15 protein-coding genes are annotated in these 20,433 nt (G+C 73.7%); 3 read left to right on the forward strand and 12 right to left on the reverse strand.

What is annotated here, in order from left to right; genetic code table 11:
- Positions 1-42 precede the first annotated feature (42 nt).
- The 5 genes from AB0M80_RS19105 to AB0M80_RS19125 form a co-directional block, all read right to left on the reverse strand.
- The gene (locus tag AB0M80_RS19105; RefSeq protein ID WP_364566167.1) at positions 43-1,995 is read right to left on the reverse strand and encodes a DUF2264 domain-containing protein; all 1,953 of its coding nucleotides are present in this window, start codon (positions 1,993-1,995) and stop codon (positions 43-45) included.
- Positions 1,992-3,005, reverse strand: a complete 1,014-nt coding sequence (locus AB0M80_RS19110; protein WP_364566170.1) for a hydroxyacid dehydrogenase — start codon at positions 3,003-3,005, stop codon at positions 1,992-1,994. The genes AB0M80_RS19105 and AB0M80_RS19110 overlap by 4 nt, the downstream gene beginning before the upstream one ends.
- Positions 3,002-3,811: a carbohydrate ABC transporter permease gene (locus AB0M80_RS19115; RefSeq protein ID WP_364566172.1), complete on the reverse strand. Its 810-nt coding sequence runs from the start codon at positions 3,809-3,811 to the stop codon at positions 3,002-3,004. Before AB0M80_RS19115 ends, AB0M80_RS19110 begins: the two co-directional genes overlap by 4 nt.
- 104 nt (positions 3,812-3,915) lie before the next feature.
- On the reverse strand, positions 3,916-4,848 hold the full coding sequence (locus tag AB0M80_RS19120; RefSeq protein ID WP_364566175.1) for a sugar ABC transporter permease: 933 nt from the start codon (positions 4,846-4,848) through the stop codon (positions 3,916-3,918).
- Complete coding sequence (locus tag AB0M80_RS19125; protein ID WP_364566178.1) at positions 4,848-6,167, reverse strand: sugar ABC transporter substrate-binding protein; 1,320 nt, start codon at positions 6,165-6,167, stop codon at positions 4,848-4,850. Before AB0M80_RS19125 ends, AB0M80_RS19120 begins: the two co-directional genes overlap by 1 nt.
- Positions 6,168-6,274: 107 nt before the next feature.
- Here AB0M80_RS19125 and AB0M80_RS19130 point away from each other — a divergent pair, with 107 nt between their 5' ends.
- Entirely contained in the window at positions 6,275-8,098 is a 1,824-nt protein-coding gene (locus AB0M80_RS19130; protein WP_364566181.1) for a heparinase II/III family protein, read from the forward strand.
- Positions 8,098-9,210, forward strand: coding sequence for a substrate-binding domain-containing protein (locus tag AB0M80_RS19135; RefSeq protein ID WP_364566184.1), 1,113 nt, complete (start codon positions 8,098-8,100; stop codon positions 9,208-9,210). Before AB0M80_RS19130 ends, AB0M80_RS19135 begins: the two co-directional genes overlap by 1 nt.
- 45 nt (positions 9,211-9,255) lie before the next feature.
- Here AB0M80_RS19135 and AB0M80_RS19140 read toward each other — a convergent pair whose 3' ends face one another.
- The 4 genes from AB0M80_RS19140 to AB0M80_RS19155 form a co-directional block, all read right to left on the reverse strand.
- Positions 9,256-10,101: a protein kinase gene (locus tag AB0M80_RS19140; protein WP_364566187.1), complete on the reverse strand. Its 846-nt coding sequence runs from the start codon at positions 10,099-10,101 to the stop codon at positions 9,256-9,258.
- A gap of 92 nt (positions 10,102-10,193) precedes the next feature.
- The gene (locus AB0M80_RS19145) at positions 10,194-11,285 is read right to left on the reverse strand and encodes a LacI family DNA-binding transcriptional regulator (protein WP_364566190.1); all 1,092 of its coding nucleotides are present in this window, start codon (positions 11,283-11,285) and stop codon (positions 10,194-10,196) included.
- A gap of 125 nt (positions 11,286-11,410) precedes the next feature.
- Positions 11,411-12,790: a serine/threonine-protein kinase gene (locus AB0M80_RS19150; RefSeq protein ID WP_364566193.1), complete on the reverse strand. Its 1,380-nt coding sequence runs from the start codon at positions 12,788-12,790 to the stop codon at positions 11,411-11,413.
- Positions 12,791-12,953: 163 nt separating this feature from the next.
- Entirely contained in the window at positions 12,954-14,318 is a 1,365-nt protein-coding gene (locus AB0M80_RS19155; protein ID WP_364566196.1) for a protein kinase, read from the reverse strand.
- Between the two features lie 327 nt (positions 14,319-14,645).
- On the opposite strand from AB0M80_RS19155, the gene AB0M80_RS19160 reads away from it, so the two are divergent.
- Positions 14,646-15,062, forward strand: a complete 417-nt coding sequence (locus AB0M80_RS19160; RefSeq protein WP_364566199.1) for an STAS domain-containing protein — start codon at positions 14,646-14,648, stop codon at positions 15,060-15,062.
- Positions 15,063-15,086: 24 nt separating this feature from the next.
- Here the strand turns inward: AB0M80_RS19160 and nrfD are convergent, their stop codons facing one another.
- The 3 genes from nrfD to fdh are packed head-to-tail and all read right to left on the reverse strand — an operon-like array spanning position 15,087 to position 20,415.
- Positions 15,087-16,109, reverse strand: coding sequence for an NrfD/PsrC family molybdoenzyme membrane anchor subunit (gene nrfD, locus AB0M80_RS19165; protein WP_364566202.1), 1,023 nt, complete (start codon positions 16,107-16,109; stop codon positions 15,087-15,089).
- Positions 16,106-17,137, reverse strand: coding sequence for a 4Fe-4S dicluster domain-containing protein (locus AB0M80_RS19170; RefSeq protein ID WP_364566205.1), 1,032 nt, complete (start codon positions 17,135-17,137; stop codon positions 16,106-16,108). The genes nrfD and AB0M80_RS19170 overlap by 4 nt, the downstream gene beginning before the upstream one ends.
- Complete coding sequence (gene fdh / locus AB0M80_RS19175) at positions 17,134-20,415, reverse strand: formate dehydrogenase (protein ID WP_364566208.1); 3,282 nt, start codon at positions 20,413-20,415, stop codon at positions 17,134-17,136. Before fdh ends, AB0M80_RS19170 begins: the two co-directional genes overlap by 4 nt.
- Positions 20,416-20,433 lie beyond the last annotated feature (18 nt).

Genomic DNA, 20,433 nt, shown 5'->3' on the forward strand with positions numbered 1-20,433 from the left:
GGACAGAACCCAACAAAATGGAACATCACGGTCGGCCGGAGGTCAAGAGGACATTCGGTGCGGAACGGGGAAGGCCGGCAAGGCGACTTCGGCGGTGAGGCCGTCGGGCCACGTGAGGGTGATGCGGTGGCCGCCTTGGCCGTCCGCGGCGACCGCCAGGGCCGGATCGGGTTCATCGGGACCGCCGCGGTCCAGGACCACGACGGCGGCGAGCACGGCGCCCGGGGCCGGGGGACCGTCGGTGGCGACGAAGGGGATCGCGGTCCACTCGCCCAAGGGTGAGACGCCGGACTCGAGGACCACGTCGGCGGTGGTGAAGCCGCGCAGGGAACGCACCTCCGACCGCAGGGCGGGCGTCCGCGCGGCGGCTACGCCCGGATCGGTGGCCGGGCGGGCCGCGTCCGCCACCGGCCAGCCGCTCAGCCTCAGCGAGCGGACCGGACCCCCGGCACCGTCGAGCCGTGCCAACCTGACCTCGACACCGCACCGCACCACGGAAGCCACGGTCAGCACCGGCCCCGGTACCACCGGCCCGCTGCGGCCCGAACCGTGGTCCGGCGCATCGTCGGCGTCGGTGTCGACCCAGCGGACCCGGCCCTGCGACGCCGCGGCCAGCACCCCGCCCGGCAGCTCGGTCGCGTAGCAGGTTACGTACCCCGCGCGGTGGCTCGCCCGGCCGTCCGCGTCCAGCACGACGACCGTGTTGTCGGGTACGGAACCGAGCGGCGGCACCGTCGCGGTGGAGTAGCCGAGCCGCGCGTAGAGCGGCGAGTCGCCGCGCGGATCCCCGGGACGTGCGTGGTCCGTGCCGTGGTTGACCACCAGGGCGATGCCGTCGCGACGCCGTCCCGAAACCAGCCAGCCGGGCGCGGCGACGACACGGGCGACGTCGCCGGTCTCGATCGGCAGCGGGTCCTCGACGTCCGTCCACACGGGATGGTGCGCGGGCAGCGCGAGCCCCAGCATCCCTTTGGTCGCCCAGTAGGGCGAGCCGGGCCCGGAGTACGCCTGGCGCATGGCGGGCCAGGCGTGGTGCCAGCCGAGGTTCAGCAGGCCGTCCGGGGCGCCCCGGTCGGCGAAGTGCCGCACCATCCCGCCGGCGACCCGGCGCGTCAAGCCGGGGGACAGGTGCGAAGTCCCGGTGAGCGCGCCGACCCAGAACGGGGCCGCGGCGGCGAAGCGGTAGACCAGGCTGCGGCCTTGGAGCAGGGGCGAACCGTCGGCGCCCACCAGCCGGACGGCGTCGTCGAGGTAGTGGCGCAGATCCGCGGCCCACTGGTGGCGCAGGGCGCCGGGGCACAGGGTGCCGGTGACATCGAACAGGTGCGTCCACAGCAGCGGGTACAGGTGCAGGGCCCACCCCGTGTAGTGGTCGTACGCGCGCTCGTCGCCGTCGCTGAGCCAGCCGCCGGGCCGCCGCAGCGACGCGTGCACGGCGAGGTCCTCCTCGACGTCCGCCGCCGACCACGGGCCGCCGGCCTCGCGCAGGAACGACTCCACGACGATCCGGAACCACACCCAGTTGATCGGCGGGTAGGGCTGCCCGACCACCGTCGCGAGCCAGGCGACGACCCGGTCGCGGACGGCGTCGTCGAGCCGGTCCCACAGCCACGGCCGGGTCAGCTGGAGCACCAGCGCGATCGACGCCGCCTCCACTTTGGACTGGCCGAGCTCGTCGGGCCGGGGCCACGCCTCGGGCGACGACGGATCGGTGCCGGCGGCCAGCCCGCGCGCGTAGTGCTCGAGGAAACCACCCGGATCCGCGCCGCCCTCCCCGGCGACGCGGAAGCCGGCGAGCAGGAACGTCCGGGCGAACCCTTCCAGGCCGTCGGAAACGCGGCCGTTGCGGCTGGCCGGGCCGGGCAGGTCGATCCGGGCGCCGGCCGGGGAGCGGTACTCCCCGGCCGCCGCCAGCATCCGGTCCGCCAGCGCGGTCCAGTGCCCGCGGGTCCAGCCCGTGTACGGCGACAGCCGCCGGTCCTCGACGGCGGTCATGCCTGCACGGCCAGGGAATGCCGGGTCACCGGGGCCCGGGGCGGGAGGCCGGCGGCGTAGCGTTCGAGCTCGCCGAGCGCCTCGGCGCTCATCCGGCGGGTCTCCGAGCCCAGCGAGCCCGCCACGTGCGGCGTCAGCACCACGTTGGGCAGGTCGTAGAGCGGGGAGCCGGCGGGCAGCGGCTCGGGCTCGGTGACGTCGAGGACGGCGTGCAGGCCGTCGGTGGCGCAGGCGTGTTCGAGCGCCGTGGTGTCGACGAGCGCTCCTCGCGCGGTGTTGACCAGCACCGCGCCGGGCGGCAGGGCCGCCAGTTCCGCCGCGCCGATCATGTGCCGGGTCTCCGGCAGCGACGGCGCGTGCAGGCTGAGCACGTCCGCCTGGGGCAGCGCCTCGGCCAGCCCGGCGGGCTCGGCACCGGCCGCGCGGATCTCGCCCGGATCGGCCACCGGGTCGACGACGAGCACCCGGGCCAGGTCCAGCAGCCGCAGCAGCGCGGCGACCCGGCGGCCGACGCGGGAGAAGCCGACCAGGACGACCGTGCGGTCCCGGCCGGACAGCTCCCCGCGCAGTTCGCGGTAACCCCAGTCCTCCCGGAACGCCCGGGCGTCGGCGGCCAGGAAGGGCACCTTCTTGAACGCCCACAGGATCGCGCCCAGGGTGTACTGGGCGACCGGCTCGGCGTTGGCGTCGGCGGCGGTGGTGACCAGCAGGCCGCGGTCGAAGACCGCCGCGCCGACGTGGTCGCGGACGCTGCCGGCGGCGTGCAGCACCGCCCGCAGGTTCGGCGCGGCCCGCAGGACCGCGTCGTCGAGCGGGGGACAGCCCCACGACGTGATCAGCACCTCCGCCGCCGCCAGCCGCGCCCGGACCGGCGCCGAGGCGAGCTCGTCGGTGCACAGCGGCTCGCCCAGCCGGGCCGTGGCGCGAAGCCGCTGCAGTTCCGCTTCGCCGAACTGCAGCCGCATCGTGTCCCGCGCCATCACCAGCAGGGTCTCCGGGCGGCGCGTCACTTGACGCTGCCCGCCGCCAGCCCGGACCGCCATTGCCGGTGCAGCAGGACGAACGCGACCACCAGCGGCAGCACCGCCAGCAGGGAGCCGGTGATGACGAGCGGGTTGTACTGCGGGAACTGGGTCACGCGCGTGCTCCACTGGTACAGGCCGAGGCTCATCGGGAACAGCTTCGGGTCGGTGAGCATCACCAGCGGGAGGAAGAAGTTGTTCCAGATCCCGACGAACTGGAACAGGAAGACGGTCACCAGACCGGGCCGCATCATCGGCAGCGCGATGGTGAAGAACGTCCGCAGTTCGCCGGCGCCGTCGGTCCGGGCGGCCTCGAGAACTTCACCGGGCACCGCGGCGTCGGCGTAGACGCGGGCGAGGTAGACGCCGAAGGGGTTGGTCAGCAACGGGATGAACACCGCCCAGAACGTCCCGACCACCTGCAGCTGGGAGGCCAGCAGGTACAGCGGCAGGGCCAGCGCGGTGGTCGGCACGAGGACACCGGCCAGGGTCATCGCGAACAGCGCGCGGCGGCCGGGGAAGTCGAGCTTCGCGATCGCGTACCCGCACGCCGCGCAGATCAGCGAGCCGAGGACCGCGCCGAGGCCGGCGTAGAGCAGCGAGTTGCGGATCCAGGCGAGGAAGACGCCGTTCTCCTGCGTGAACAGCGCACTGAGGTTGGCGCCGAGGTGGAACTGCCCGAACTCGAACGCCCCGGTCGTGGAGAAGTCGCCGACGGACTTGGTGGCCGAGGTGACCAGCCAGATCAGCGGCAGGACCGCGTACAGCGCGGCCAGCACCAGCAGGACGTGCACGACCGTGCGTGACGTCCACCGCGAAGCTGCTTTGGGGGGGTTCCGGGTGGCGGAGCCCCCGGCCCGAGGCGAAGCCTCGGATGGCGCAGCGGCAGGGGACAGGGTCACCGGGACCTCCGGGCGGACAGGCGCATGACCAGCGCCGAGAGCAGGGCGGACACCAGCGCCAGCAGCACGGACGCGGCGGCGGCGCGGCCGTAGTCGTTGGCGATGAACGCGGCTTCGTACACATAGAGACTCGGGGACCAGGTGCTCGTCACCGACCCGGTGAACCCGCGCAGCACCAGGGGTTCGGTGAACAGCTGCAGGGACCCGATGACGGTGAACACGAGGGCGACGAACATGGTCGGCCGGATCATCGGGACCTTGACCGACCACGCCGTCCGGATGCCTCCGGCGCCGTCGGCGCGCGCGGCTTCGAGGACGTCACGCGGGACGGCCTGCAGCGCCGTGTAGAAGATGATCATGTTGTAGCCGACCCACTGCCAGGTCGCGATGTTCACGATCGAGGGCAGGATGCCGGTCTTGCCCAGCGGGTCGAACGGCAGGAGCGCGGTCAGCCCGGAATTCGGGCTGTACAGGTAGGCCCAGATGAGCCCGGTGATCACCGTCGGCACCGCGTAGGGGAGGAAAACCGCCAGCGACCACACGCGCTTGAGCCGCACGACGGCGGAGTCGATCAACAGGGCCAGGAGGAGCGCCAGGCCGAGCATGATCGGGATGTGGACCACGACGAACAGCGCCACGTTGCCGAGGCTCGCGTGGAACGCGCTGTCGGTGAGCACGTCGGCGTAGTTGCCGAGCGCGACGAACGCCTGCGTCGGACCGGAGAAACCCAGGCCGGACAGCCGATCGGTGAACAGGCTCAGGTAGAGGGCGTACCCGATCGGCACGAGCACGGTCGCGGTCAGCAGGATCGCGAACGGGGCCGCCAGCACGAGGCCGGCGCGGCCGCGGCCACGGCCGCCCCGCGCCGGAGCGCCGGGGCGAACCGGCGCCGGCACGCCCGCGGCGCGCTCGGGGGTGAGGACGGTCATCAGGCTTTCCCTTCCAGCACGGTCAATCCCCGCTCCCGCAGCGCGGCGACGGCGTCGGCCTGCGTCTGCCGGACGGCGGTGGCCAGGGTCGTGCCCCCCGTCTTCACCCCGCTCATGCGGTCGACGACGGTGGAGAAGATCCGCAGGGCGTTGGGGCCCCACGTCCAGTCCGGGACCCGCCGGGCGGCTTCGTCGAGCACGTCGTACACCGGTGCGCCGAGGAAGTACCCGCCCTTGTACGCCTTGCGGGCCACGTCCCGGCTCGGCAGGTAGGCCGGGAAGGGCGTGCTGAACGTCGCCCCGATCTTCGGGAAGCCGGCGGGGTCGGTGCTCAGCCAGCGCAGGAACTTCACGGCCGCGTCCGCCACCTTGCTTTCGGCGGAGACGGCGAACGCGCTGCCGCCCTGGACGCCGTTGGCCGGAGCGCCGTCCCAGGTCGGCATCGTGGTGACCGCCCACCGGCCCTTGTCCTCCGGGATGGACTTCACCAGCGAGCCGACGCTCCAGGAGGCGCCGAGCAGGCCCCACAGGCGGCCCTGGTGCATCGCCCCGATCCAGTCCTGGTCACCGGTCGGGGCCGTGGCGACCAGGCCGTCGCGGATCATGCCCTGCCAGTAGTCCGCGGTGCGCAGGGTGCCTTCGCCGTCGATGTCCACCCGCCACGAGCCGCCGTCGACCCGCCACCACGGATCGCCCGCCTGCCAGCACATCCCGGCGAAGAAGGAGCCGTCGTTGAGCGGGAACGTCGTCACCCGCGCGGCCGGGTCGGCCTTCTTCACGGCCTGCGCGGCGGCCCGGAACTCGTCCCACGTGCGGGGCACGGCGATCCCGTGCCGGTCGAACAGGTCCTTGCGGTAGTAGAGCACCATCGGGGCGAGGTCCATCGGCACCGCCCAGGTGCGCCCGCCGGGCCGGACGCTCTGCCAGGCCGCGGGGGAGTAGCCCCGCTCCAGGTCCGCCAGGTCGTCGGTGAGGTCCCGCAGGCCGCCCGTGGTGAGCAGCTGCGGCAGGCCCTGGTACTCGGCGTGCAGGATGTCCGGTGCGTTGTGGGCGCGCAGCGCGTTGGTCTCCTGGGCGTAGCCGCCCTTGAGCCCGGCCGCGATCACGTTGAGCTCCACCGAGATGTCCGGGTGCGCCGCGTTGAACCCGGCGACGTACTTGTCCATGCCGGTGAGCCAGGACCAGATGCGCACGCGGGTGGCGCCGGACGCCGTGGTGGTCGACGACGCGCAGCCGCCGAGCAGCCCGCCGGCCGCGAGCGCGGCCGTGGCCGAAAGGAACGTCCGGCGGGGCAGGCCCGCCGATCCCCGAAGCGTCATTGCTCCTCCGTCGAAGTGATGGCTGTCACTGTCGGGGTGTGCCATAGTTCGAGTCAACAATTTGCGTCAAAAACGATCAGAAGTGATCAGGACCGAAAGGGGCCGCGGTGTTGCGGCAGCGGCTGAGCGCGCTCTTCGACGGCCATCCGGCCCTGCGGGTCTCCTTCCCGGACGTGCGCGATCGGGCGGTGTGGGACGCGGTGGCGGGGGATGCGCTGCTCGCCGAAGCCGCGGTTGTGCTCGCCCGCCCGGCGCCCGTCCTGACGGCCACGGCGTGGGCCCGGACCTTCCGCGACGGTGTCCGGACCGACTACGAAGACGCGGCTCGCGAGCTCCGCGAACGCGTGACGCTGCTGGTGCTGGCCGCGGTGCTGGCGCCCCCGGACGAGGTGTCGTTCCTGGACGGCGCGATCGACGGGCTGGTCGCGCTGGCCGAGGCGACCACCTGGTGCTGGGCGCCCCACGACCGGCACGCTGCCGCCCGGGGCGAGGTGGTCGCCGATCCCGGTGATCCCTTCCTCGACCTGGGCGCGGCCGAGGTCGCGTCCCTGTTCGCCTGGGCCGACCACGTCCTCGGCCCGCTCTTCGACGTCCGCGCCCCCGGCCTGCGCAAGCGTCTGCGGCGGGAAGTCGACCTCCGCGTCCTGACGCCGTTCGAGCGGATCCGCGACTGGCACTGGCTCGGCCTGGACGGCGACGCGCACAACTGGAACCCGTGGATCCACAGCGCCGTCCTCACCGCCGCGCTCCTGCTCGTCGACGACGAACAGCGGCGGCTGCGGCTGGTGCGGCTGGTCGTCGAAGGCCTCGACCACTACGTCGCCGTGCTCCCCGACGACGGCGGCATCGACGAGGGCGTCGCCTACTGGTGGCACGGCGCGTGCCGGCTGCTGGAGAGCCTCGACCTGCTGGCCGACGCGACCGGACTCGACGCGCGGGACCTCCCCGTGCTGGCCCCGCTGATCCGCTTTCCGCACCGGATGCACCTGGGCGGCGACGCGTACGTCAACGCCGGGGACGCTCCGGCCCGCCTGCCACTGGCCCAGCCGTGGCACGTCCTGCACCGGTGGGGGGAGCGGTTCGGCGACGACGACGTCCGGGCGCACGCGGTGAGCCAGGCACGAGCGAGCGGGCGGCCTGTGTGGCCGCAAGCCGGCCTCGGCCGGGCCCTGGCCGGCCTGGCCGACCCGGATTGGCGGAAGGCGATGACCGCGGAGCCCGGGGCGAGCTGGCTGGCTCGCGAACAGTGGCTGCCGCGGGTGCAGGTGCTCGTGGCCCGGGAGACGGCGGGCACGCCGCGCGGGCTGACCGTGGCGGTCAAGGCCGGGCACAACGGCGAGCGGCACAACCACCTCGACGTCGGGTCGTACTGGGTGGCGGTCGAGGGGGTGCCGGTGGTGGCCGACGCCGGCCAGCCGACCTACACCGCGGACAGTTTCGGGCCGGACCGCTACCGGGCCTGGCCGGTGCGCAGCGAGTGGCACAACGTCCCCGAGCCGGGCGTCACGCAGGAACCGGGGGAAGCCTTCGGGGCGCGAGACGTCCGGGTCGAGCTCACCGCGTCCGCGGCGACGCTGTCGGCGGACCTCGCCGGGGCCTACCCTTCGCTGGCGCGCTGGATCCGGACGGTGCGGCTGGTCCGCGAACCCCGCGCCCACGTCCTCGTGGAGGACGACGACTCCGTCCGGCCGGTCCGGCTGCGGCACGTCCTCGCGGGCGACGTCGAACCGGGGGACGGCGAAGCGTTCGTCTCCCTCGCCGGACGGCGGGTCCTGCGGCTGAGCTGGGATCCCCGGCACACCACCGCGGAACTCGAGCGGCGGCCGCTGGACGACCCCGTGCTGCGGGCCGCGTGGGGCGAGCACCTCACCCGGCTCACCCTGCTGGTGCGGGAGGGCCCGGCCCGGGTCCGGCTGGAGCAGGTCCGGTGATGCTCGCCTCCGAACGCCACCAGATCATCCTTTCGCTGGTGCGCGAGCACGGCGCGATCCGGCTCGCCGAGCTCGTCGACCGGCTCGGCGTCACCGCGGTCACCGTCCGGCGGGACGTCACCGAGCTGGCCGACCGCGGCCTGCTGACGCGGGTGCACGGCGGCGTCACGCTGACCCGGCCCCGCGGCGGCCAGCCGGAGACCGGCCGCGCCGGCGCCTCCGCGGTGTTCGGCCCCGCCGTGCCGGGCGCGCTGGTCGGCATGGTCGCGCCGTCGGTGGAGTACTACTGGCCACCGGTGATCCAGGGCGCGCAGTCCACTGTGGCCGCGGCGGGCGGCCGGCTGGTCCTGCGCGCGTCCAGCTACGACGCGGCGGAGGACCGCCGCCAGGTGACCACGCTCCTCGAGCGCGGCGTGCAGACGCTGCTCGTCGCGCCGGCCACCAGCGGCCGGGGCGCTCTGGACCTGCTGCGCTGGCTGGGTTCGCTGAGCGTCCCGGTGGTGCTCGTCGAGCGCCTGCCGCCGCCGGAGCTGCCCACCCTCGCACTGGACGCGGCCACGACGGCGCACGCACTCGGCGCGGGCCTGGCGGTCCGCCACCTGGTTTCGCTGGGCCACCGCGCGGTCGGCCTCGTGACGTCCCGGTCCAGCCCGACGAGCCGGGCGCTGCGCACCGGCTGGCGCGCGACGATCGAGTCCCTGGGCCTGGACGCCGCCACGGCGCTGGACCTCGACGTCCCGGTCTACGGCTCCCCGGGATGGGCGGCGGAGTACGACGCCCTGCTGGACCGGTGCGGCCGGGCCGGGGTCGGCGCCCTGCTCGTGCACTCCGACCGCGAGGCCATCGGCTTGATCCAGCGAGCCCGCGACGGCGGCATCGCGGTACCCGGCGAGCTGGCGGTGGTCTCCTACGACGACGAAGTCGCGGCGGCGTCCGACCCGCCGTTGACCGCGGTGTGCCCGCAGAAGCACCGCCTCGGCGCGGTGGCCGCGGAGCTCGCACTGGCCCGGCTCGCCGACACGACCGAGCGCCCCGTGCACCGGCTCCAGCTCTGGCCGACGCTCGTGGTGCGGGAGTCCTGCGGGAGTGCACTCGAAGCGCGGCAGCCGTGAGCCCGTGGAATCGCCCGAAGGCCACCTCGAGCCGCTGGGGGACAGTCAGGGCGCCGTGAGGCGGCGGCGGGCGGCGTGGGTGGTCACCGCCGTGCCGAGGGCGACCACGAGCACCGTGCCCGTCACCAGGAGGCGCGCGCGGGACCGGCCTCCGCGGGCCGGGATCTCCGCGAGCGGGCCGGACACGGCGAGGCCGGTGAGCGTCCGCTCGGCTTCGGCCATCGCCGGGCGGGCCCATGGTTCAGGGCGCAGGAATTCCAGCAGGGCGTCGAGGAGCGGGCCGCCGGCCCGGGGCGGGACCGCGCTGCCCGGCGCTCGCCCTTCCAGCGCGAAATACAGGGTGGCGCCCAGGGAGTAGACGTCCGCGGGAAAGCCCGGGCCGGTCACCTCCGGGGCGGGGAAACCGCCACCCAGGCCGAAGCCGGTGATCTTGGCCGTCCCGTCCGCGGTGATCAGCACCTTGTCCGGGCCGAGCCCGCGGTGGAGGATGCCCTCGGCGTGCGCGGCCGCCAGTGCCGACGCCAGCTGGGCGCCGAGCGCCGCGACGCGGTCCGGTGGGAAGCTCCCGTGCCGGTCGACCAGCTCGGCCAGCGTGCGGGTCGCCAGGTCCTCCGTCACCACGTACGGGATGAGGTCCAGCTCGAAGACGTCGTGCACGACGACGACGTGGGGGTGGTGCAGCCGGATCGCCACGCGCGCGTCGCGGATCGCCTTGGCCCGGACGCGATCGGAATGGGCTGCGTCGAACGGGCACCCCGCCGGGAGCCGTTCGACGGTGACGAACCGGTCGAGCAATTCGTCCCTGGCCCGCCACACCGCGCCGTCCGGGTGGTGGCCGGCGGGTTCGAGCAGCCGGTACCGCCCGGCCAATGCTGCTTTTTTCGCTGCCACCCGTATTCCCCTGTCGACGTCGACGGCCTCGAAAGGAAATACGGCCGCCAACGGCGAAGGGTTCGGTCACGCGGCCGGTTTTCCCGGAATTTTCACGTCCGGGACATCGACGGTTCTTCCCGGACGGCGGTGCTTTCGCCGGTGACGAGCACGGGGGTCACGGCGTCGGGCTGGGCAACCGGTCCGCCGTCGAGCAGGCGCACCGCCTGGCGGACGGCCAGCGCCCCCAGTTCGCGGGCCGGGACCACCACCGCGGTGGGCCGGATCCGCTGCTGCCCCGCCACGGTGTCCGAGCACACCGCGACGACGGAAACGTCGACGGGGACCCGTAGCCCGCGGTGCCGGAGGGCGGTCATGACCACCGGCAGGGCCGCTTCGTCGTGGACGACCAATCCGGTCGGTCCGCCAACGGCGAAGAGGTCGTCCAAGCAGCGGGCGACGTCTTCGGCCGTGGGCGCGCACGGTTGAGAAAGCGCTTTCACGTCGCGATCGTCGGCCGTCGCCCGGAACCCTTCCACGAAGTCCTTCAAGTACCGGAGCCGGTGGCCGGGCTGCGTGGCCGACGGCGCGAGGTGGGCGACCGAGCGGTGGCCGAGGTCGGCGAGGTGGGTGAGGCAGGCCTGGCCGGCCGGCGCGAAGTCGAGCGTCACCGACGCCAGCCCGTGGTGCTGCCCCGGCGCGCCGACCAGCACCGCGGGGCGGCCGGAGGCCAGCAGGACGGGCACGCGCGGGTCGTCGTCGCCGGCGTCCAGCACGATCACCGCGTCGGCCAGGGCGGCCGCCGTCACCCGGTGCAGGCCCGAGCTGCCTTCGTCGTCGGTGACCAGGAGCAGGTCGAAGCCGAGTTCGCGGGCCGCACCCGCGGCCGCGGAAAAGAACTCCATCGCCATACCCAGCTGCCGGTCGGCGGGCAGCGGCACCGCCACCGCGAGGACTCCGGCGCGGGGCGCGGGCGAACCGCCGCGGCGCCGGTAGCCGAGGGTGCGGATGGTTTCTTCGACCCGGCGGCGGGTCGCGGGGGAGATCGTCCGCTTCCCGGTGATCACGTAGGACACGGTGCTCGCCGAGACGCCGGCCGCGTTCGCCACGTCGGTGATCGTCACCGTGCCGCGGCCGTCTCCGGACGGCCGGCCCGCTGCGTCGCGGAAATTCGTCATCATCGTGAGGACTTTCTCGATACCCATTGTCCGATCCGTTGTCCGGTCGGAAGTTAGCGCTAACAAGAAGGGGTGAGGGCCGACCCTAATGCCGGTCAACGCGCCTGGTCAAGACACCTTCGTCGGATCGTCGAAAAATAGCGGGCCTCGATTCATTCCCCGGGGCGGCACTCGGTCACCGGCAGCCCGCGGTTGCCGCCGCGGGCCAGGGCGACGAAGCCGAAGGTGGTCGATTCGCCGGGCTTCAGCACCGCATTCCACTCGGCGTTCGCGATCGCCGAGGTGGCCCCGGTCCGCACCAGCCTGCCGTTCCAGAGGTCGTCGATGCTCGTCCCGGCCGGCGTCGGCCAGCTGACCGTCCACGCCGTCACGTCGGCCCGCCCGCTGTTGCGGACGGTCACCAGCCCCTGGAAGCCCCCGTTCCACGACTTCACGACCTGGTAGCGCGCGGCGCAGCCGGCCGGACCGGCGGTCCGGGACGTGAACGGGGTCGTCGACGGCGCCGAAGCCAGCTGGGCCGCCGCGCTCGCGGGCTCCCGGCCGGACGGGATGGACGTCGCCGCCACGATCGCGGCCGCCGTCAGCGCCAGCGCCGTCCCGGCGAAGGCCACCCGGGAGCGGCGCCGGCCGGGCGGCGCGGGCGCGCTGTCCGGCGGGGCCGCCGCCGGGACCACGCCCGGCGTGGTGGCGCGGGTCAGCAACCGGGCCGCCCCGGCCATCGCGGGGCGGGCGGCCGGATCCCGGTGGAGCAGCCGGAGGACGGCGTCGGTGACCGGGCCGCTGGTGGCGGGCGGGGTGATGTGGCCGCCGCCGACGCGTTTGAGCAGGGCCAGCTGGTTCTCGTCGGTGCCGAACGGCGGCCGCCCTTCGAGCGCGGTGTAGAGCGTCGCGCCGAGCGAGTAGACGTCGGAGGGGAAGCCGGGCTCGGCGCCGTCCGCGACTTCCGGGGCGAGGTAGGCCGGCGTGCCGACGACCAGCCCGCGACCGGTGGCGGTGCCCTCGCCGCGCGCGTGGGCCACCCCGAAGTCGGTGATCTTCGCCGTGCCCTCCGTGGTGACGAGCACGTTGTTGGGACTGATGTCGCGGTGCACGACGCCTTCCGCGTGCGCCGCGGCCAGTGCCGAGGCGAGCTGGGCGCCCAGTTCCGCCACGTACTCCGGCACCAGCGGGCCGTGCTCCTCCAGCAGGTCGGTGAGCGTGCGGGACGGCAGGTACTCCATCGTGATGTAGGCCGCGGCTCCCTGCTCGACGACGTCGTACACGACGACCGCGTGCGGGTGGCGGAGGCGGGCGGTGACCCGGGCCTCCCGGAGCGTCCGGGCGCGCGTGCGCTCCTCGGCCGCCGGGCCGGCGGCGGAGTCGGGGAAGAGCTGCTTGATCGCGACCAGGCGGTCGAGCCGTTCGTCCTTCGCCCGCCAGACGGTGCCCATCGCGCCGTGACCCGCCCGGCCGAGCACGCGGTACCGGCCGGCGATCACTGCTCCTTCGTGCACGCGCACGCTCCCCTCCGTCGTTCCGTCATGGGGGAACACGGCCGGTTCCGGCGCGCAGTTCGGCGCGCGCCCCCGATTCACTCACCTGGGTGGGGGCCGGAAAAAGCCTTCGACGATTTCGTTCCGAATGACGGAAACGGCACCGGCCGCTACGGAAGAAATGCCGATCCGGTTGTGACGGAAGGATAACGGTATCGGTGGGTCAGTTCGACCGGCAGCCGAGGACCGGGACAGCGGGGCGGCCGGCCGTGGTGGTCTGGTTCAGCCCGAACGAAACCGAGCCGCCCGGTTCGACCAGGGCGTTCCAGCCCGCGTCGGTGACGGTCACCGCCGAGCCGGCCCGGGTGAGGGTCCCGTTCCAGAGATCGCGGACGCCGACCCCGCCGGGCAGCACCCAGGTGACGGTCCAGCCGGTGAGCCGCGCCGGCCCGTCGTTGTGCACGGTCACCTGTGCCTGAGCGCCGCCCGGCCACGCGCTCGTGACCTCGTAGCGCGCGGTGCACCCGGCGGCCACGGGCGTGCCGGAGCGCCGCGTCGGCCCGGCGGAGGCGCGCGCCGGGACCGGTGCGGGGGCCGTGGTGGTGCTGCGGACGGTGCGGTCCGCGGTGACGGTCGTCGGCGGGTGCTCGACGGGGGCCGCGGTGGTGGTCCCGGGCCGGTCGGCGAGGGCGAGGCCGGCCACCACGCTCACCGACGTCAGGCACGCGGCGGCCCCGGTCGCGGCGGCGCGGCGCAGCCACCGGCGGCGGGGCCGGGGCGCCGGAACCGGCCGGCCCACCGCCGCGAGCAGATCCACCGTCTCCTGCATCGACGGACGCGCGGCCGGATCGCGGTCGAGCATCCGCATCAGCACGCCGGTCAGCGGGCCGCCGTGGGCCGGCGGGGTGAGCTGGTTCTCGGTGATCCGCCGGAGCAGCGTGATCGGGTCGTCGCTGGTGCCGAACGGCGGAGTGCCCTCCAGCGCGGTGTAGAGCGTGGCGCCGAGGGAGTAGACGTCGGACGGCAGGCCCGCTTGGCTGCCCCGCGCGACTTCCGGGGCCAGATAGGGGAGCGTGCCGACGACGACGCCTTCGTCGGCGGCCGGCTGCTCGCCGAGCGCGCGCGACACCCCGAAGTCGGTGATCCGGGCGGTCCCGTCGTCGGTGACGAGCACGTTGTTGGGCGTGACGTCCCGGTGGAGGATCCAGTCGCCGTGCGCGGCGGCCAGTGCCGCGCCGATCTGGCGCCCGAGCCGCAGCACGTCGCAGCGCGGCAGCGGTCCCCGGTCGACGAGGACCTCGGTCAGCGAACGCGCGGGCACGTACTCCATGACCAGGTACATCGAGCCGGCGTCCTCGAACACGTCGTACACCGCGACGGCGTGCGGGTGCCGCAGCCGGGAGGCCAGCCGCGCCTCGCGGATGGCGCGTTCGCAGACGTCCGCGCCCGGCTCGTGCAGGAACTGCTTGACGGCCACCACGCGATCCAGCCGCTCGTCCCTGGCCCGCCACACGAGGCTCATCGCGCCGCGGCCGACGTGCCCCAGGAGCCGGTAGCGCCCGTTGACGAGCTGTTCCTCGAAAGCCACCCGTACCCCTGCGTCGGTCGACGAACCGCGAAAACGCTCCACTTTGTAGCAGAAGACCGGTCCCGGCGGGGCTCCGGCGCCGCCCGGAACGGGAACCGTTACCGGGATCGACGTGTTCGACGGCCGGGCCATTCCGGATATTCGGGTGTCCGGTGCGAATTCGACGAATTCCGTGGGAGCGCGGACCCGGCCCGCCGCGGAGGCGTACGGTGTGGGCATCGCGGTTCAACCGGCAGCCGCCCGCTCGTTCCCCTGCGTGTCCGTCCCGTAGGTGGGCCGGGAGGCGCGCCCGTCTCCCCGGCCGTACCTCGCTCCGAGGAGGCCCGTGTGCTCGACCAGATCACCGCTCCGCGCTTTCACGTCGACGTCCCGTCCGCGATGACCCTGCGGGTGACCGCCACGGCGGAGGCGACGGTCGTCGCGGTCCGCGGGGAGATCGACCTGCCGGTCCTCGACCGGCTCAGGACCCGGTTGGGCGAGGAGATCGACCTCGCGCCGCGGGCACTGGTCCTGGATCTGACCGAGGTGGTGTTCTGCGGGGCGGGCGGGATCACGGAGCTGCTGGTGGCGGCCTCGGAGGCGCACGTCAGCGGCGTGCCGTTCGCGCTCGCGGCGCAGGGACGGGCGGTGCTGCGGCCGGTCCGGGTGCTGGGGCTGGAGCAGGTGCTGCCGATCCACCGGACCGTCGACGCGGCGCTGGATTGGCTGGCCGTGCTGCCCCGGTTGCGGGCGAGCCACCGCTGATCGGGCCCCGCCGCGGTGCCGGCGTCACGGCCGTGACGCGGCCCGCCGGCGCTGGGGCACGACGACGTACTTGGGGTCCTTTGTGGACTCCACGCCCGCTTCGAACACCCCGAACCGCTGCAACGCGCTGCCCGCGAACAGGGCCGTCCCGGCCGCCACGGACACCGCGCGGCTGCGGTGCCCGAGCAGCGTGCCGAGCAGGCCGGCGGCGGTCAGCCGCTCCGACCACTTGCGCAGCCGGTGCGCCCGGCCCGTCGTGTAGGCCTCCGCCGTGAGCCCGAGGCGCTTCTCCAGCACCTTGGCCGCCACGAGCTCGGTCGCCGCGCCGAAGGCGGCCAGCGCTCGCGCCGGGCCGGCCTCCTCGACCGGCACCAGCGCCATCGCGAAGCCGCCCGAGCTCGCGGCCGCCGAGCCGGTGAACACGAACGGCAGCTGCGCGTGGGCCTCGTGCCAGGCCGGGACCGCGGTCTGCGACAGCAGCACCGCCGTGTAGGACGCGACGGCCGGGGCGACGACCGCCGACGACAGCCCGGCGGGCCGGGCCGCCGCGCGCAGGAGCCGGCCGGGCAGAGAGCGGCGCAGCCCGGCGGGCAGCAGCTCGGCGGCCGCGGCGACGCCCATCCCGGGTCCGAACGCGCTGAGGATCCACGTGCCCACGCTCATCGGCGACGTCGGTTTCGCGACGCGCAGCATGTGGTGGAACCGCTCGGGCCGCCCGAGGTCGGCGACCAGCAGGTAGACACTGGCCAGCAGCGCCGCCATCGACCCGGTGCGGCCCACCCGGCGCAGCCGCGGCCGCCCGGTCAGGTCGGCGCCGGCGGCCAGCAGCGAGGTGCCCGCCGCGAGCCCGCCGGTGAACAGGTACGCCGGCACCTTCCACTCCCACACCGGCGGCTTGAGCACCGGACGGCCGTAGTACGACCGGAACTCCGCCGGCGGCACCATCAGCTCTTCGCGGGAGCGGCGCTTGCGGCCGAACGTCCGCGCGCGGCGGTCGGTGGCCCGTGCGTCGCTGCGCGGTTCGCGGAGCAGGGGGTCTTCGCTCATCGGCGGCGTCCTCCGAACGCGGCGACCGCGGCGGCGAGCAACGCCGACGCGGCCATCCCGGCGTACTTCCACATCGCGGGCAGCTCGCGGGTCGGCACCACCGGATCCGGCGGCAGCCCGTAGACCTCGGGTTCGTCCAGCAACAGGAAGAACGCGCCGTTGCCACCGACGCCGTCCTCGGGATCGTGGCCGTAGAGCCGTGCCTCGGGCACGCCACGCTCGTGCAGGTCCTCGACGCGGCGGGCCGCCCGCTCGCGCAGCTCGTCGAGTTCCCCGAACTGGATGGAGTCGGTCGGGCAGGCCTTCGCGCACGCCGGCTCGAGGCCGTCGTGGAGGCGGTCGTAGCAGAGCGTGCACTTCTGCGCCCGGCCGTCGCCGGGCCGGCGGTCGATGACGCCGTAGGGGCAGCCGGAAACGCAGTAGCCGCAGCCGTTGCAGATGTCCTGCTGCACCACGACCGAGCCGAACTCGGTGCGGAACAGCGCGCCGGTCGGGCAGACGTCGAGACAGCCGGCGTGGGTGCAGTGCTTGCACACGTCCGACGCCATCAGCCAGCGGAAGTCGGTGCGCCCTTCGGCCCCGGTCGTCGCGCCCGGGAGGTCGAACGACGGCATGCCGAGATCCTCCGGCGCCCGCTCCAGCGGCGAGGTGCCGAGTTCCCCGCCGCCGCGCGGGGATCCGTGCAGTTCCCCGGCGACGAACCCGGTGGTCTCGCGGATCGCCGACGGCCCGGTCGGCAGGCCCGCGAGCCCCGGCGACTGTTCGCCGAGCGGGCGCTCCTGCTCGATGAAGGCCACGTGCCGCCACGAATTCGCACCGAGCGCGCCGGTGTTGTCGAACGACATCCCGAGCAGGTCGAGCCCGTCCTCGGGGACGTCGTTCCACTCCTTGCAGGCGACTTCGCAGGCCTTGCAGCCGATGCACACCGACGTGTCGGTGAAGAACCCGACGCGCGGCGGGTGCCCGGTGTGCCCGGCCTCGGCGGCCACGTCCGGCAGCGGCCCGGACAGCCGGTTCTCGGTCGTCATGATCGGTCCTCCGTGGCGTGGCCGGGTTCGACGTGCTCGGTGTCGTGCGCGGTGGCGACCTGGGTACCCGTTTCCGGCGTGATGCCCGCACGGGCGCGATATTCGTCGAGCAGGGCGAGCAGCGCGGCGCCGCGCGGGCGCCGCCCGGGCCGGACGTCGCAGGTGGCGACCTTGCTCTCCTGGATGAACACGTTCGGGTCCAGCACCACGCCGAACAGGTCGTTGACGACGTCGCGGGGGACCAGCCCGGAGCCGCCCCAGTGGTAGGGCATCCACACCTGGTGCACGACCTGGTCCTGCACGCGCAGCGGCGCCATCCGGTCGGTCACGAACACCCGCGCCTCGACGGCCGCCCGCGCGGTGACGACGTGCGCCCACCCGAGGTGCGCCAGGCCGCGCAGCTTCGCCAGCTCGGGAGAGACCTCGACGAACAGGTCCGGCTGCAGCTCCGACAGGTACGGCAGCGTCCGGCTCATCCCGCCCGCGGTGTGGTGCTCGGTCAGCCGCGCGGCGGTGAACACGAACGGGAACACCTCGCCGTGGGCCTCGGGCGGCGACGGGTGGGACGGGTTGTCCCGGCGGCCGTACACCTTCCGCGCCGGGTTCGCCTGCTGCGTGTAGAACGGGTTGCGGAACGGTGATTCGTGCGGCTCGTAGTGCGTCGGGAGCGGGCCGTCGGCCAGCCCCGACGGGGCGAACAGCCACGCCTTGCCGTCCGACTGCATGATGAACGGGTCGTCGCCGCGCAGGGCGGCCGGGCCCACGGCGTCCGGCGGCGGGACGTGGTCCGGCGGCTTGGTCTTTTCGAAGTCGGGGACGTCGTGGCCGGTCCATTCGCCGCGCTCGGCGTCCCACCACACCAGGGCCTTGCGCTCGCTCCACGGCCGCCCCTGCGGGTCGGCGGACGCGCGGTTGTAGAGCACCCGCCGGTTCAGCGGCCACACCCAGCCCCATTCCCTCGCGTACAGGTCCTGCTCGAAGCGGGACTTGCGGCGGGCGGCCTGGTTGACGCCGTCGGCGTAGACGCCGCTGTAGATCCAGCACCCGCAGGACGTACTGCCGTCGGCCTTGAGTTCGAGGTAGCCGCCGAGCTCCTGGCCGGTGGTGAGGTCCTGGCCGTTGATCCGCCGCAGCACGTCCTCGGCGGACGGTTCGTCGTCGTGGACCGCGTGGTCCCACGCGAGGTCCAGCACCGGCCGGTCGCGTTCGTCGGCGGAGCCGGCCAGCCGCTCCCGGACCAGGCGCCCGAGGTGGTGGAAGAACCACAGCTCCGACCGCTGGTCGCCGGCCGGCTCGACGGCCTTTTCGCGCCACTGCAGCATCCGCTGGGTCTGGGTGAACGTTCCTTCCTTCTCGACGTGCGAGGCGGCGGGGAAGAAGAACACCTCGGTGCGGCACTGCTCCGGCACGATCTCGCCGGTCTCGATCTCCGGCGAGTCCTTCCAGAAGGTGGCGCTCTCGATCATCGTCAGGTCCCGGACCACCAGCCAGTCGAGGTTGGCCATGCCGAGCCGTTGCAGCCGGCCGTGCGCGGACCCGACGGCGGGGTTCTGCCCGAGCAGGAAGTAGCCGGACACCTTGCCGTCGACCATGTCCATCACGGTGCGGTAGGTGCCGTGGTCGCCGTTGATCCGCGGCAGGTAGCCGAAGCAGAAGTCGTTGTCCGCGGTGGCTTTGTCGCCCCAGTACTCTTTCAGCAGCGAAACGGTGTAGGCGTCGGCGTTGCGCCAGAAGCCCTTCTGCTTGTCAGCGCGGACGCTGTCGAGGTACTCGGCCAGGGTGGTGTGGTCGGGGGTGGGCATCGGCAGGTAGCCGGGCAGCAGGTTGAACAGCGTCGGGATGTCGGTCGAGCCCTGGATGCTGGCGTGCCCGCGCAGCGCGAACACCCCGCCGCCGGGCCGGCCGATGTTGCCGAGCAGCAGCTGGATGATCGAGCCGGCCCGGATGTACTGGGCGCCGACGCTGTGCTGCGTCCAGCCGACGCTGTAGACCAGCGCGGCGGTGCGTTCCCGGCCCGAGTTGCGCGTCCACGCGTCACAGACGCGCTGGAAGAGCTCCTTCGGCGTCCCGCAGGTGGCCTCGACCATTTCCGGGGTGTAGCGGGCGAAGTGGCGCTTGAGGATCTGGAAGACGCAGCGGGGGTGCTGCAGCGTCGGGTCGGCGGCGATCTCCTCGCTGCCGCCTTCGAGCACCGGGCCGCCCGAGCCGTGCTGGTAGGACGACGACATCTCCTTGCCGTGACCGCCGCCCTCCGGCTGCGCGACGCTCTCGTAGTGCCACGTCGAAGGGTCGTAGGCGGCCTTGGCCTCGTCGTAGCCGCTGAAGAGGCCGTCGAGGTCCTCGGTGTCGCGGTAGTCCTCGCGCACCAGGAACGAGGCGTTGGTGTAGGCGACCACGTACTCCCGGAAGTCCAGGTCGTTGCTCAGGATGTGGTTGATCACCCCGCCGAGGAACGCGATGTCGGTGCCGGCGCGCAGCGGGACGTGGGCGTCGGCGAGCGCGCTCGTCCGGGTGAAGCGCGGGTCGATGTGCAGCACCTCGGCCCCGCGGGCCTTCGCCTCCATCACCCACTGGAACCCCACCGGGTGCGCCTCGGCCATGTTCGAGCCCATGATGACGACGCAGTCGGAGTTCTGCAGGTCCTGCTGGTAGTCCGTCGCGCCACCGCGACCGAAGGAGGCCCCCAGACCGGGAACCGTGGCGGAGTGTCAAATACGGGCCTGGTTCTCGATCTGGATCGCGCCGAGCGCGGTGAAGAGCTTCTTGATCAGGTAGTTCTCTTCGTTGTCCAGGGTGGCGCCACCGAGGCTGGCGATGCCCATGGTGCGGCGCAGCGGCTTCCCGTGGTCGTCGGTGTCCTGCCAGCCTTTGCGCCGGGCGTCGAGCACGCGGTCGGCGACCATCGCCATCGCCGTGCCGAGGTCCAGGTCGGTCCACTCGGTGGCGTAGGGCGCGCGGTAGCGGACCTTCTGCTCGCGCTGCGGGCCGGTGACCAGCTGCTTGCTCGCCGAGCCCTTGGGGCAGAGCCGGCCGCGGGAGATCGGGCTGTGCGGGTCGCCTTCGATCTGCACGACCCGCTCGTCCTTGACGAAGACCTGCTGCCCGCAGCCGACGGCGCAGTAGGGACAGACCGACCTGGCCACGCGGTCGGCGCCCGCGGTACGCGGGGTCAGGGCTTCCGAGCGCGGGGACTCCGCCGCCTTGCCCCGGCCGAGCGGGTCGGTGCCGGTCAGCTGGCGGTAGACCGGCCAGGACTCGAGCCACTTCCGTGGTCCCACGCCCCACCTCCCTACCGC

The organism is Amycolatopsis sp. NPDC051045 (assembly GCF_040682955.1).
GTDB lineage: Bacteria > Actinomycetota > Actinomycetes > Mycobacteriales > Pseudonocardiaceae > Amycolatopsis.

Bases quoted from the DNA above. Each gene is read 5' to 3' on its own strand.
- AB0M80_RS19120 (WP_364566175.1), bottom strand. From the start codon at position 4,848: ATGACCGTCCTCACCCCCGAGCGCGCCGCGGGCGTGCCGGCGCCGGTT.
- AB0M80_RS19105 (WP_364566167.1), bottom strand. From the start codon at position 1,995: ATGACCGCCGTCGAGGACCGGCGGCTGTCGCCGTACACGGGCTGGACC.
- AB0M80_RS19125 (WP_364566178.1), bottom strand. From the start codon at position 6,167: ATGACGCTTCGGGGATCGGCGGGCCTGCCCCGCCGGACGTTCCTTTCG.
- AB0M80_RS19135 (WP_364566184.1), top strand. From the start codon at position 8,098: ATGCTCGCCTCCGAACGCCACCAGATCATCCTTTCGCTGGTGCGCGAG.
- AB0M80_RS19145 (WP_364566190.1), bottom strand. From the start codon at position 11,285: ATGGGTATCGAGAAAGTCCTCACGATGATGACGAATTTCCGCGACGCA.
- AB0M80_RS19170 (WP_364566205.1), bottom strand. From the start codon at position 17,137: ATGACGACCGAGAACCGGCTGTCCGGGCCGCTGCCGGACGTGGCCGCC.
- nrfD (WP_364566202.1), bottom strand. From the start codon at position 16,109: ATGAGCGAAGACCCCCTGCTCCGCGAACCGCGCAGCGACGCACGGGCC.